The organism is Tsuneonella aeria (assembly GCF_009827495.1).
Classification (GTDB): domain Bacteria; phylum Pseudomonadota; class Alphaproteobacteria; order Sphingomonadales; family Sphingomonadaceae; genus Tsuneonella; species Tsuneonella aeria.
This window is the reverse complement of the sequence record NZ_WTZA01000002.1, coordinates 426475-439458: the sequence shown is the minus strand read 5'-3', so window position 1 is coordinate 439458 and position 12984 is coordinate 426475. Positions and strand designations below refer to the sequence as shown.

General features: G+C 68.5%; 11 protein-coding genes. 4 read left to right on the top strand and 7 right to left on the bottom strand.

Translation table 11 applies throughout. The annotated features are described in order from the left end of the window. Nucleotides 1–72 precede the first annotated feature (72 nt). The gene (locus GRI40_RS12630) at nt 73–480 is read right to left on the bottom strand and encodes a CBS domain-containing protein (protein ID WP_160611891.1); all 408 of its coding nucleotides are present in this window, start codon (nt 478–480) and stop codon (nt 73–75) included. A gap of 204 nt (nt 481–684) precedes the next feature. Between GRI40_RS12630 and GRI40_RS12625 the strand changes: the two genes are divergently transcribed. Next, complete coding sequence (locus GRI40_RS12625; RefSeq protein WP_160611890.1) at nt 685–1170, top strand: DUF892 family protein; 486 nt, start codon at nt 685–687, stop codon at nt 1168–1170. Nucleotides 1171–1303: 133 nt separating this feature from the next. On the opposite strand, the gene GRI40_RS14180 is transcribed toward GRI40_RS12625, so the two are convergent. Both GRI40_RS14180 and GRI40_RS12615 read right to left on the bottom strand, forming a co-directional pair. Continuing rightward, nucleotides 1304–1489, bottom strand: coding sequence for a helix-turn-helix domain-containing protein (locus GRI40_RS14180; protein WP_202390346.1), 186 nt, complete (start codon nt 1487–1489; stop codon nt 1304–1306). Nucleotides 1490–1561: 72 nt separating this feature from the next. Next, nucleotides 1562–1738: an SOS response-associated peptidase family protein gene (locus GRI40_RS12615; protein ID WP_160611889.1), complete on the bottom strand. Its 177-nt coding sequence runs from the start codon at nt 1736–1738 to the stop codon at nt 1562–1564. Between the two features lie 145 nt (nt 1739–1883). Between GRI40_RS12615 and GRI40_RS12610 the strand changes: the two genes are divergently transcribed. From GRI40_RS12610 to GRI40_RS12600, 3 genes are all read left to right on the top strand, one after another. Beyond that, on the top strand, nt 1884–2474 hold the full coding sequence (locus GRI40_RS12610; protein WP_160611888.1) for a lysozyme: 591 nt from the start codon (nt 1884–1886) through the stop codon (nt 2472–2474). A gap of 83 nt (nt 2475–2557) precedes the next feature. Beyond that, nucleotides 2558–3670, top strand: coding sequence for a hypothetical protein (locus GRI40_RS12605; RefSeq protein WP_160611887.1), 1113 nt, complete (start codon nt 2558–2560; stop codon nt 3668–3670). A 10-nt stretch (nt 3671–3680) separates the two neighbouring features. Further along, nucleotides 3681–4256 carry a fasciclin domain-containing protein gene (locus tag GRI40_RS12600; protein ID WP_160611886.1) on the top strand — a complete coding sequence of 192 codons (576 nt, stop codon included), beginning with the start codon at nt 3681–3683 and terminating at the stop codon, nt 4254–4256. A gap of 66 nt (nt 4257–4322) precedes the next feature. Here GRI40_RS12600 and GRI40_RS12595 read toward each other — a convergent pair whose 3' ends face one another. From GRI40_RS12595 to GRI40_RS12580, 4 genes are all read right to left on the bottom strand, one after another. Beyond that, the gene (locus GRI40_RS12595; protein WP_160611885.1) at nt 4323–8519 is read right to left on the bottom strand and encodes a translocation/assembly module TamB domain-containing protein; all 4197 of its coding nucleotides are present in this window, start codon (nt 8517–8519) and stop codon (nt 4323–4325) included. Further along, nucleotides 8519–10642, bottom strand: a complete 2124-nt coding sequence (locus GRI40_RS12590) for an autotransporter assembly complex protein TamA (protein ID WP_337190572.1) — start codon at nt 10640–10642, stop codon at nt 8519–8521. The genes GRI40_RS12595 and GRI40_RS12590 overlap by 1 nt, the downstream gene beginning before the upstream one ends. A gap of 16 nt (nt 10643–10658) precedes the next feature. Next, entirely contained in the window at nt 10659–11501 is an 843-nt protein-coding gene (locus tag GRI40_RS12585; RefSeq protein ID WP_160611883.1) for an arginyltransferase, read from the bottom strand. A 174-nt stretch (nt 11502–11675) separates the two neighbouring features. Further along, nucleotides 11676–12953 carry a threonine ammonia-lyase gene (locus GRI40_RS12580; protein ID WP_160611882.1) on the bottom strand — a complete coding sequence of 426 codons (1278 nt, stop codon included), beginning with the start codon at nt 12951–12953 and terminating at the stop codon, nt 11676–11678. Between the last annotated feature and the right edge of the window lie 31 nt (nt 12954–12984).

Here is a 12984-nt window from a genome sequence, read left to right as displayed (position 1 = left end):
GACGAACGACCGCCTCTACTCCGTGCCGCGCGAAGTCAATGTCCGCGCGGCACGGGGCAGACATGCAGCCGCTTATTGGGAGATTTTCTCGATCGTTTCGCCGCTAAGCTCATCACCCGCAGCCGCAACCACGTCCGCCAGCGCAGCGACACCAACCAGCGAATCGTTCTCGGTGACGTAGAGCCTGCGGATTTGCTTTTCCTGCATCAACTGGGCGGCTTCCTGCAGATCGCAGTCGGGTCCGACACAGACCGGCTCGGCCGTCATCACGCGCGATACGGGCTCGTCGCTGGAAAGTCCCTGCGCCACTCCCCGCACGGCGATGTCGCGATCGGTGACGACGCCGGCAAGGCGCCCCCCGTCGACCACCGGCATGGAGCCGAAATCGCCCTGCTGCATGGCCTGGGCCACCGTGCGCAGGCTGTCGCCCGCCTGGGCGGCCTGGGGATTGGCGGTCATGATCTGTGAAATGGCGGTCATCGCTGCGATCCTTTCAAGTGGGAGCGGGAGGGTACCCTGCGCCAACGGCCATGCCGGGGCAGGCGTTCCTGCACTGCGCGATCACCGCACCGTCAGTCTCGCCCCTCTTCCGAGTTCAGGAGTCCAGGATCACGGCCTGACCGGGTCGCGGGACATTTCCCGGTGCCGGGCGTTGATCTGAGGGCGAGCATCGAAAGGACAAACATGGCCGAAGTCGAAACAACACGCGATCTGCTGGTGATGGCCTTGCAGGACCTGCACGACGGCGAACGGGCGATGGTGGAACGGCTCGGTACGGTGCAAGGCAATCTCGCCGACGACGCCCTGCGCACGATCGTTGCCGAGGACGAGGACCGCAGCGCCCGGCAGCGCGACGCACTGACGCAGGCGCTCGGCACGCTCGATGCCGACGCCGGAGACACGGAGAACATCTGGCTACGCGCGATCCTCGACGATGCCGACAACGATGCCGAGACCATCGCGCGCGGCCCCTTGCGCGACATTGCGATCGCCGGTGCACTGCGGAAGGGCAAGCAATCGCAGCGGGTGAGCTACGAAACGGCCATCGCCCTCGCCCGCAAGCTGGGCAAGAAGGATGCGGACACCGCGCTGTCGCGCATGGCGCAGGAGGCGGAGGACACCGATACCGCGCTGGCCCAGGCCCTCGCGCTGCTCAGCACCGGGCTATAGCACGGCCCCGGATCGCCGACGCGGCAAGCCCGCCCGCCTGCGCCGCGGCCCGGTGGGGGCTCGCTCGCCATGAGGTTTCGCACCTGTTCTGGCGTCCATCCGTTGCGCGGGATTAGGCCGGTTTTCTGCCGCTTCACGCGGCCTCAAGGGCAATCCTCAGCTTGCTGCCCGTCGCCTGCGCCAGCTTCTCCAACGTCGCCACCGACGGCCGCCCCTTACCGCTCTCCAGTCGCGCTACGGCGCTCTGGCTGGTGCCCATGCGCTCGGCGAGTTCGGCCTGCTTGAGCCCGGCGCGGGCGCGTGCCCCCGTCCCCAGCACGAACCATAACTCGCGACCAGCTTTGGCCCGGGCCCGCGCATTGAGCAGAAGCGCGGTCTTGGCGCCGCCGCCTCACGCGCCGCTCCAACGCTGCGCGGTTCGCTCCACTGCGATCATGTCTGGATAGGGCCGGCAGAGCAGGCCCGCGTCGTCGGGGACGCCGTCGAGCCAGTCGGTCCAGTCGCCGCGCTTGAGGATCACCGGCATGCGGTCGTGCACGTCGGCGACGTGGATGCACGCCTCGGTCATCACCATGCGGAATGCGCCTTTTTGGGAATCCTAGGCATTGCGGCTGAAGCGCCACGATGCCGCGCCACCGCGAAACCATTGTCCTACAACCCGGGTGCTGCACTATCGGGCCCCCCTCCCCCCGTTCCTGCACAAGAGGCCCGCCATGCACCGCAAGTCCATTTTCGACGCCGTTCGCCGTATGCTCGGACGCGGATTCCGGCCTTCGGAAGTGCGCGCGCTGGACCGCGCCATCGATGCGGCGCAGCACGCCGGACCAGCTTCCCCCGACAGCCCCTCCACGTTGTCGGAACGCGGCGTCGCGCTGATCCAGGCGTTCGAGGGGTTGGGCAAGCTCCGGCCTGATGGCATGATCGAGGCGTATCCCGACCCCGGCACCGGCGACGCGCCGTGGACGATCGGCTGGGGCGCGACCGGCCCCGACATCGTGGCGGGAACCGTCTGGACCCGCGAACAATGCGACGCGCGCCTGGCTTCGGACCTCGCCCGCTATGCCGCCGACGTCTCGCGTGCGATCGGCGACGCACCCACCACGCAGGCGCAGTTCGATGCGCTCGTCAGCTTTCACTACAACACCGGCGCGATCGGCAGGGCGACCCTGAAACGTCGCCATGTCGCGGGGGACCATGCAGGGGCGGCAACGGAGTTCGCGCGCTGGAACCGCGCCGGGGGACGCGTCATGCGGGGCCTTTCCCGCCGCCGCGCGGCCGAAGCCGCGCTCTACCGCGGAGAATAAAGCGCGCGCCCCCTGCGAATCGTTGTGCAGGGTTCATGGAACCGACTCGCCTAACGCCCCGTTTGTCTGCGCAAAGGAGATCAATGATGCGCAAGATTCTGATCGGCGCCGCAATCGTCTCGCTCGCCGCCGGTACCGCGTTCGCTCAGCCCGACAACGGCCGGGGCAATGGCGGCGGCAACGGTAAAGGCGCCGCAGCCGGACCGCAGCAAGGCGGCGGAAACGGTAACGGTAACGGCAACAGCAAGGGCGGCGGCGGCGATGCCAAAGCCGAGCGCGGCGGACCGGCAAAGGCCCGGGGTAACGCGCCCGACCGCGGCCCTGCGGAGCGGCATGCCAAGGCTGAGCGCGGGCCTGCCGCGCGCGAGCAGGCTTCACGCGGGAACGGCAATGCGGACCGCCCCGCGAAGGCCGACAAGGCCGTCCGCCAGGCCGAACGCGGGCAGAACGCGTCCGCGAACCGTGGCAACGGCAATAACGGCAATCAGGGCAATAACGGTGTGGGGAATGCCCGTGCCGACTGCGGTTCGGACGTCCGCATCGATCGCGACCGCGATCGTGACGGCAACCGCGAGCGGGTGCGCTACGTCGCCCTCGACCGTGACGTGAACGTCGGGCTGATCCAGGGCTGCCCCCCGGGCCTCGCCAAGAAGAACAACGGCTGCACCCCGCCCGGACTGGCGCGCGACCGCTACGCTGAATGGCGCGACGATTATTACAGCCCGTCGTGGTTCGGTTATTCCGGCATCGGCGATGGCCGGTACTATTACGACAACGGCTACCTCTATCGGATGAACAACACCGGTTCGGTGCTGGGATACCTGCCGCTGCTGGGCGGGGCGTTGTCGGTGGGCCAGCCGTGGCCGGATTACTACGATCCCTATCCGGTGCCGGACTACTACGTCGATTACTACAATCTCGGCCCCTCGAACGGCTATCGCTATGCCGATGACGTGTTCTACCGCGTCGATCCGCAGACCGATGCAATCACCGCGATCGCGGCCTTGCTGACGGGTGACCAGTTCGCGGTGGGGCAGCGGATGCCGCTGGGGTACGATGTCTATAACGTGCCCTACAGCTACCGCGACCGGTACGTTGACGGACCGGACGCGTATTACCGCTATGCCGACGGGTATGTTTACCAGGTCGATCCCACCACGCAGCTGATCCAGGCCGCGATCCAGTTACTGACTTGAGGAGGCGCGGATGCGTGATTTGAAACCTTTTACCGCGGCAACCGCCCTCGCCCTCCTGGCATCGCTGGCGGCCTGTTCCGATGATGCGAAGACGGCGCCCGCGGCCCAGACCACCGAGACCGCCCAGCGCACGCTGGCGGCTGCCATCGGCGATGCGCCCAACCTCACGACGGTTGCGGGCGCGCTGTCGGAATCGGGGCTGGGCGACGTGTTCGACGGGCCCGGCAGCTACACCCTTCTGGCGCCGGATGACCGGGCGTTCGCCGCGCTTGGGGAACCGGGCAAGGCGCTGACGGACCCGGCGCACCGGGCCGAGCTCGTAGCCATCCTGCGTGGCCACATGATCCCGGGCCACCTCACCACCGAAGCGATTGCCCAGGCGATCGCGCAGAAGCAGGGGCCCGTTACCATGCGCACCCTGGCCGATAGCGCGGTGACGTTCTCGCAAGCCGGCGACACGATTACCGTGGCCGGCGCGAACGGTGAACGCGCGACGATCGATGGTGCCGGCATTATCGCGAGCAACGGGGTGGTGCTCCCCATGGATGGCCTGGTGAAATCCGCGGAGCCCGTCACGGGCACCTGATCGCCTCGCGTAATCACACGACCCCCGGCGCGGCGAAAACCGCGCCGGGGGTCAGTTATTCTGCAGTCAGTAATCCCGGCGCGCCCGCACTTCCACCGACTCGCGGCCGATGGTTGAGATGCTGGCGAGGATCGACAGCCACGACGTGATGCGGAACTCGCCCTGCGTGGCGCTGTAACCGCGCCCGTCGGTGATGATCTCCACGTAGAAGCGCCGGCCGATGTTCTTGCCCAGCGCGATGGCCGTGCCGCGGCCCAGCGCCTGGTCGGCGCTGACGATGCGAAGGCGGTCGAGCCCAATGGCGGTGCGCAGCTGGTTGATCGGATCCATCCCGCCGCCGCCGCGCAGGGAAGCGACCGCGGAGCCGAGTTGCAGGACATCTGTGGCGGACAGTTCGGTGATGGAGCCCCCGAACAGCAGCCGGGCGAGAATCTCCTCTTCCGGCAGCGCGGGCGTCGAAGAGAACGCGATTTCCGGCGCCAGCGCGCTCCCCTGGACGCTGACCTGCACCGCCAGCCCGTTCTCCTCCGTCTCGGCAAGGATATCGAGGCGCGGGTCGATCGGCGTGCTTTCATCGAACCGGATGATGCCGCGGGTGAGCTCGAACCGCGTCCCGGCGAAGGAGTAATCGCCGCGGATCACACGCGCCTCCCCGCCAAGGCGCGGATCGTCCGTCGTCCCGCGCACGCGGATCGTGCCGCCCCACTCGCTGTCGAGGCCCATGCCGTCGACATCGATCCGGCTGGGTGCGCGGGCATCGATCAGGTAACGCCACGGCCGGCTGGCGACCGCGCGCGGCGCAACGTCATATGGGAGGTTGATCTCCCGGGTGCGGATCTGGGGCAGGCGCTGGTCCGCCGCCGCGGTGCCCAGCCGCCAGCTTGCGCGGTCCACCAGCACACGCCCGGCGATGGTGCCGCCGATGCCGTCGCTCACGATGCGGAGCGGGCCGGTGACGGTGGCGGTCAGGCCATTGGCATTGAGGATCCGCGCGTTGCGCGCCGCTGCGCGGATGTCGAGCTGCGGACCCCTGATGCCGAGGTCCTCCAGCACCACTGTCCCGCTGCCCGATACGGTGCCGCTTTCGCCCGTGGTGCCGCGGAAGCTCGTGATGTTGAGGCGCGATCCCCGGAAGGTGCCCCGCGCGCTCACATTCCTGAGGTCCGTGCCCGAAAGGCTGGATTGCAAGCGCAAGTTGTTGCTGGCGAGCGAGCCGTTCACGCGCGGTGTCGCAAGCGTGCCGGTCACGTCCGCGGCGATCGAGATCGGCCCGGTCAGGTCGAACGCGTCGATCGCGGCAAGACGCCACAGCGCGTCCGCGGGCCCGTTGTAGCGCAGCTGCGCGAACAGCGATCCCGCGCGCAGACGTTCGAACAAGGCGCCGGACGCTGGCAGGTTCGAAATCAGCCCCTGGAGCCGCCCGCGGCGCTGGCCGCCCTCGTCAACCACCGCCCGCGTCTCGAGCCGCGTGGGCGACAGCCGCGCAACCAGTGCAAGGTCGATCGGGCGCGACGTCAGCACGAGGCCGGACCGCGTGAGCCCGGCGATCTTCACCCGCGCTTCGCCCGTGGGAAGCCCGCCGCGCGTGGTGGCGATATCCACGACGCCCGAAATCTTGCCGCCCAGCCCCAGGTCGGCATAGATGTCCGCGACAGACAGCGGCATGTCGGCGAGTTGCAAGCGCGCCTCGGTCCGCCCCCCGCCCATTTCGCCCGACGCCAGGATCGAGCCGCCGGCGAAGTTCACCTGGGTCGGTTCCAGCAGCCAGCCACCGTCGCGCTGGCGCACCAGAACCGCGCGGCGTGGCATTGTGATCGGGCGTCCGGCAAATTCTCCGCGCGCAGCCACGGCAACCCGGTCCGGCGCGACGTTGGCATTGATCTGCAATGCAAACCGGCTGCCGCGCCGCCCCGCGAGCGACGCCGTCACCGTGCCCCGCCCGTTATCGAGATCGGCGCGCGCCGCCAGCCGGCCTATGAACAGAGTGCCGTAATTGATGCCTTGCGCGAACACGTTGCCGCCGATCGTCGTGCGGCCCCGCGCGATGAGACCGCTCACCTCGATGCGCGCCTGGCCTATCGACAGCGGTGTCGCCCCGCCGAAGCGCGCCTCGTTCGCCGTCACGTCGACATCGAAACCTTGTCCACCGCCACGAGAAGACAGCCCGATCGTCCCGTCCAGCCCGCCGCCGGCCAGCGCCAGCGTGCCGATGGCCGCCCCGTTGCCGAGCGTGAGATTTCCGGAGACGGATGTCCGCCAGACGTCGAGCTTGCGAATGACGATGCGCGTCGGGCCATTGGCGGGCGCGAACAGGTCGATGGTCCCGTCGAATGGGCCGAGCAGGGACTGCCCGCGCGTTTCGATGCCGAAACCGTCCTTGATCGGCGCGATCGCAACGCGGACATTGCGCAGGCCGGCCGAGGGCAAGGGATCGGCAAATACCAGCACGGCTTCCGGCCCGCGCGCGGTGTATGCGCCTTCGACCGTGAACGGGCCGTAATCGACATGCCGCCCGCGCCCGGCCACGCTGGTGCGGCCCGGCCGGATCATGCCGTCGAGCGTCAGGTCCAGTTTCGCCGAGTCGATCCGCACGCCGCGGAAATCCAGCGGACGGGCACCGCCTGTCGTGATTCCGCCGCTGAAGCTGATAGCGGGCCCGGCCAGGTTCGCCAGCGTGGCGTTGGTCACGCGCGGGATGCGGCCGCGCACGTCGGCGCGCAGGGTCCACGGCGCGCTGCCGAAAGTCGCGACGATATTGCCGGCGCCGTTGACCCTGCCGATGTTGTCGAGCGCAAGGCCGTTCGCGGCGACCGGGCCGGCGATGCGGTAGTTGCCTGTCCCGGTATCGCCGGCCAGCGTCAGCTGCGCATTCGCCCCGGGGAACGCGATGGCCAGCCGGTCGGACGCAATGCGCGTGCCTTCGTACGTGACCGTTCCCGAAATCGTGCCGTTGACGAGGCGCGGATCGACTTGCGCCGAGCCGGTGGTGATCCGCGCGACCCGCGCCGAAAGCGGCAGGGTCCAGCGCGATCCGTTGTATGTCGCCGTCCCTTCCTGCGAGAGACCGGCGATCCGCGTCGTGCCGCTGACCACCTGGTCCACGGTCAGCGCGTGGCGCAAGCTGAGATCGCGGAACGATCCATTCGCGGTGGCGGCAATCCGCGCCCCTTCGATGCGCGTGCCGGGGCCGAACAGGTCCGGATTGCGCAGGCGCGCGTTGACGACGAGGTTGTCGGCGACCTTGTCGGCGAGATTCAGCGCGCCGGTGGCCGTTCCCGCCACGCCGCGCGTGACGAGACGGATCGTCCCGTCGAGGACGCTGTCCTTGAGGGTGCCGGTCGCCTTGTAGGAAACCAGCGAGCCCACCGCGTCTCGCAGCAGGCCCGGGGCGATCGCGGCTTCCGGCCGCGCCTGGCCGACGATGGTATAGTCGCCCGCGGCATTGGTCATGCGGAACGCGGCGAAATTCTCGCCGTTCCGGGTGACGTAGCCCATGCCGTTCCACCGGCTCCAGCTGCCGTTCCCGTCGATCTGCGCCCGGTATCCGGCGTCGGTGCCGATGATGCCGGCCAGCACGCCGCCGCGCGGGGCGACGTAATCGAGATCGAGGTCGAACCGGTCGTCGTCCGGCATGGCGTCGAGCAGCACGTGCACCTGGTCCAACCGGCCGAGTCTTCCATCGGCATTCACCATCACCCGGCCATCGCGGATGTCGGCGCGGGCTGCCAGGTTGACGATCTCGGCATCGGGACCGGCGAGGCCCTTGGCCAGGGTGAGATTGCGAATGGCGAGACGATCGACCCGAATGTCGAAGTTGGGCAGGATCGGGGCGTCGGGATCGCCGGGATTGAGTTCCGGCAGGCGGTACAGGGTGCCGCGATGGGTGACGAGTTCCCGCACGTCGAGCCCGCGCGTGAACCAGCTCATCGGACGCCAGTCGAGGTCCACCAGCGGAACCGTGAGGAACGCGCCCTTGGGATCGGACAGCGTGACATCGTGCAGCCGCGCCTTGCCGTAAAGGTCGCCATCTATCCGGCCGATGCTGATCTTCAGGCCCGACGCGGGCGCGACCTTGGCGATCTGGTCGACCACCCAGCGCTGCCCGATGGGGCTGTTCAGCACTGCCAGCGCGGCAACGATCAGCAGCAGCAGCGCCGCGAGGATCCCGACCATCCAGGCGGCAACCCGCCGGCTGCGGGCGAAGCGCCGGGCCGGCGGCGCTTCGGGCACCGGGGCGGCGATGTCGCTCTCTCTCTCGCTCATCAGAAAGCCTGGCCCAGCGAGACGTAAACGGCGATGCGGCTATCGTCGGGCCCGGGATTGATCGGCGTCGCCACGTCGAGCCGCAGCGGCCCGAAGCCGGTGTTGTAGCGCACGCCGACGCCCGCGCCGATGCGCACCGTGTCGAAATCGGGGAACACGTCCGTGCTCACCGTACCGGCATCGACAAAGGGGACGACCGACAGCGCGCCGTCGAAGAATTTCGTGCCGATGCGGGCCTCGATCGCGCCTTCCAGCAGGCTGCGCCCGCCGATCGGGTTGCCGGCGGCATCGCGCGGGCCGATCGCCTGGTAGCCATAGCCGCGGACCGATCCGCCGCCGCCCGAATAGAGCCGGCGCGACGGTGCGATGTTCTCGAGCGCGGTGCCCGGGATCGCGCCGAAGCGCACCCGTCCGGCGACCACCATGGTCTCGCTGACCTGCTTGTACAGCGATCCATCGACCTGGCCCCGCAGGTAGAAGCTCTGCGTCCGGTTGCTGCGCGATACTTCGGGCGAAAGACGGGCGCCGATCCGGAAACCCCTGGTGGGATCGAGCAGACTGTCAGACGTATCGATCTGCGCGTAGAGCGGGATCGCGCCGACGAAGTAGGTCAGCCGCGGCTCTGCGGCGCCGCGCAGCGCGGCCGGGCGTTCCTGCGTGGCCACGGCCTCCAGCCCCACGCTCCAGCTCAGCGGCTTCTGGAACAGCAGCGTCGACAGCCGTTCGTAGGTGCCGATCAGCGACAGCGTGTTGGCATCGTAGGCGGCGCTGTCGATCGTCGAGGCGAACGCGTCGACAGTCAGCACCTTGTCGCGCCCGCCCAGGTTGTTCTTGCGGAACGTCACGCCCAGCAGCTGTTCCTGCGTGCCGGCGATCCCGCGCACGCGAAGCATGCCTTCGGGCGGGAAAAGGTTGCGATGCTCCCAGCTCGCTTCGGCCCGGAAACCTTCCCCCGTGCCGTAACCGATGGAGCCCGCGATCGTGCGCAGGCGGGCGCGCGTGATGGCGACGTCGAGCGCAACGGTGCCGGGTTGGTCACCCGCCGGCGGCGCGACTTCCCGCGGGGAGATGACCACGGAGGATACCAATCCCGTCGCCACGATGGCACGGCGCAGGTCGAATTCCAGGCTGCGCTGGTAGGTGTCGCCCGGATCGAACCGGGCGATGGTGGCGAGGTGGCGGCCGGACAGGAAGTCCGGCATGTTGGAGACGACTTCGCCGAAGACGTACTTGCCGCCCGGGCGGACCGGCATCGTCAGGTCGCCTTCCACGCGGGCGTGATCCACCAGCAGCTCCGGCTCGTCGATCTGGGCGAAGGGGTAGCCGAACTCGCCCAGCGCCTCGTCGAGGTCGAACTGTTCGGCGACGATCGTGTCGCTCGACATCGGGTCGCCCGGCCGGATCTCGAACGCGCGCCGCAGCGCCTCGGCATCGCGCGCGGCGGCAAGATCGCCCAGGTCGATCGCGCCGAAGCGATACCGAGCGCCCGGGATGATGTTGAACCGCACTTCGGGGTTGGTGCTCGCGACGGGCTCGCCCGGCTGGACGCCGCCGACCGTGCGGATCACCTGGCCATCGTAGTAGCCGTAAACCCGCAGCATCGATTCCAGCAGTTCCTGGTCGGCCCGCGCGCGGGCGGCGATCACCGCGACGCTGTCCGAATCGGTGTCGAGCTCGCTGATGGTCGACAGCATGTCGAACCGTTCGGCGAATGCCTCCCGTTCGGGGAACGCGGCCGGATCGGGCGGGAACGCCAGCACCAGCTCGTCCGAGATGCGGATGATTTCAGCCTCGGCGAGAACCGGCGCGGCCCCGTCCGCTTCGTCGGCGTCGGCGAACTGGACGCTGTCGTCAGGCTCCAGCGGGGCGAGCTGGGGCAGCTCGATATTGTCGGGCCAGGGGACGTCGATCGCCGGCACTTCCGCCAGCGGCGAATCGGGATCGACCGGGACCAGCGGCGCGTCGGGCGCGGCAGGGTCCGCCGCGTCTTCCGGCGGCAGACCCTGGTTCGCCCAGCTTTCAGGATTGTCGAGCGCCGAGTCGGGAATGAGGTCTTCCAGCTCGCGCGAGGTCGAACGGTCCTGCGCGGCGAGCGGCAGCGCGTGGAGCGCCGCGCAAGCCACCGCGGCGACGGCGAGCCTACTCGGGAAAATCGTACTGAGGGAGCGACGCGTCCTTGGCGGGGCTGGCGGTGTCGCGCGCGTGCCGCGGACCGCGGGCGGCAGCGGCGATGAGGGCATCGTGCCGTTCGCGCGATACCCGGCGCCAGCCGTCGCGGCCGAGCAGTTCGATCGGGCGGTACCGGATCTTGTACTGCATCCGGTCGGACCCTTCGACCCAGTACCCGAGGTAGATGTACCCCAGTCCATCGTCGGCAGCCCGCCGGATGTGATCGAGGATGATATAGTTCCCAAGCCCGGACCGTGCCTCATGTTCCGGGTCATAGAACGAATAGATCATCGACAACCCGTCGCCCTGGCGGTCGGTAAGGCAGGCGCCGACGAGGCGTCCTGGTGTCAAACCGTCCGAGGGCTCCCTGTATTCAACGACATAGCTTGTAACCGGCGTGTGTTCCACCATGTCGGCGTAATCAATTTCATCCATGGCGGCCATGCCGCCGCCGGGATGCCGTGCGCCGAGGTACTTGCGCAGCAGTTCGAACTGTTCGCCGGTCGCCCACGGGCGGCATTCGGTGCTCACCAGATCGGAATTGCGGCGCAGGTTGCGCTTCTGCGTGGCCGACGGCGCGAATTCGGCCGCCGGGATCCGCACCGAAACGCAGGCCTGGCAATCGAGGCAGCTCGGCCGATAGGCCACTGTCTGGCTGCGGCGGAACCCGATGCGGCCCAGCGCCTCGCTCAACTGGTCGGCATGCGGCCCTTTCAGCTCGGTGAAGACCTTGCGCTCGCTCCGCCCCGGCAGATAGGGGCATGGCGCAGCGCTCGTCACGAAGAAGCGGGGAAAGCGGACCGGGGCCGTCACGGCGCTGACTTATGCTCCTCTGGCGGGAGTGGAAACTTCCTGGCGACGGTCGTGCTTATGCATCGGCGCGGCCGCCGGTAAAACACCTTTAACCATGTATCTCGGTTAACGGAAACTTAGTTTGCACAGTTGCGGAAAAGTTTCCCTGCAAGGTGCAGATGGAATGACCGCCGCTCAGTTCAGTTCCACGGGGCTCACCGTGTAGCCCTTGTCCCGCAGCGCCGCGACGAGCTTGTCGATCTGGTCCTTGTCGCGCGCTTCGCACTCGATGTCGGTGATCAGGCCCTTCGCCGGGAGGGAGGTGAAGATCCGCTGGTGATAGATCTCGATGATGTTGACGCCCTTGTCGTCGAATTCGCGCATGACCTTGTAAAGCGCACCCGGCCGATCCTGCAGCGTGATGCGCAGGCGCGCGAGGCGGCCCGACCGGGCAAGATCACGCAGCAGCACATTGGCGAGCAGCCGCGTGTCGATGTTGCCGCCGCACAGGACGAGACCCAGCGTCTTGCCCGCGAACCGCTCCGGGTGGGCGAGCACCGCCGCCAGGCCCGCCGCGCCGGCACCTTCCACCACGGTTTTCTCGATCTGCAAGAGCAGGCTCACCGCCCGCTCCAGCGCGGCTTCGTCCACCAGCACGATCTCGTCGACCTTGTCCGCGATCACGCGCGCGGTGAAGGTGCCCGGCTCCTTGACCGCGATCCCTTCGGCCAGCGTGTCGCCGCCGCACGGGAGGGGGACGCCGTTGATCCGCGCATACATCGACGGGTAGAGCGCCGCTTCCACCCCGATCACCTCGATCGCGCCGCCGCCCGCATGTTCCCGCGCCTTTGCCACTGTGGCCATGCCGCTGATGAGGCCGCCCCCGCCGATGGGAACGATCAGCGTATCGATCGATGGCGCGTCCGCCAGCATTTCCAGCGCGACGGTGCCGGCTCCCGCCGCCACGTGCGGGTCGTCGAACGGATGCACGAAGGTGAGGCCAAGCTCGGCTTCCAGCTTGCGGGCGTGAGCATAGGCATCGTCGAACGTTTCGCCTTCCAGCACCACGTTGCCGCCCACGCTTTCGGTCTGCATGACCTTGATGCTGGGCGTCGTGCGCGGCATCACGATGGTGACGGGCACGCCGAGCCGCCGGCCGTGATAGCTCAGCCCTTGCGAGTGATTGCCCGCCGACGCGGCGATCACGCCGCGATCGCGCTGTTCCTGCGTCAGCAGCAGGAGAGCGTTGAGGGCGCCGCGCTCTTTATATGCGGCGGTGAATTGCAGGTTTTCGAATTTGAGCCAGACGTCGGTCCCGACGATGTTCGACAGCGTCCGCGAAAGCATCGTCGGCGTGCGCACCACCGCGCCTTCGATCCGCCGCGCCGCGTCGCGCACATCCTCGACTGACAGCGACAGTGCCGCGGTGGACGGTGCGAAGGCGGCGGCTGGCGAGCTGGCGGTGTGATTCATCGCGCTGGCCCCTACGGCAATTGACCGGGCG

Excerpts from the sequence above, each read along its gene's own strand:
- GRI40_RS12595 (WP_160611885.1), bottom strand. The coding sequence starts at position 8,519 with ATGAGCGAGAGAGAGAGCGACATCGCCGCCCCGGTGCCCGAAGCGCCG.
- GRI40_RS12605 (WP_160611887.1), top strand. The coding sequence starts at position 2,558 with ATGATGCGCAAGATTCTGATCGGCGCCGCAATCGTCTCGCTCGCCGCC.
- GRI40_RS12630 (WP_160611891.1), bottom strand. The coding sequence starts at position 480 with ATGACCGCCATTTCACAGATCATGACCGCCAATCCCCAGGCCGCCCAG.
- GRI40_RS12625 (WP_160611890.1), top strand. The coding sequence starts at position 685 with ATGGCCGAAGTCGAAACAACACGCGATCTGCTGGTGATGGCCTTGCAG.
- GRI40_RS12610 (WP_160611888.1), top strand. The coding sequence starts at position 1,884 with ATGCACCGCAAGTCCATTTTCGACGCCGTTCGCCGTATGCTCGGACGC.
- GRI40_RS12600 (WP_160611886.1), top strand. The coding sequence starts at position 3,681 with ATGCGTGATTTGAAACCTTTTACCGCGGCAACCGCCCTCGCCCTCCTG.
- GRI40_RS12580 (WP_160611882.1), bottom strand. The coding sequence starts at position 12,953 with ATGAATCACACCGCCAGCTCGCCAGCCGCCGCCTTCGCACCGTCCACC.
- GRI40_RS12615 (WP_160611889.1), bottom strand. The coding sequence starts at position 1,738 with ATGACCGAGGCGTGCATCCACGTCGCCGACGTGCACGACCGCATGCCG.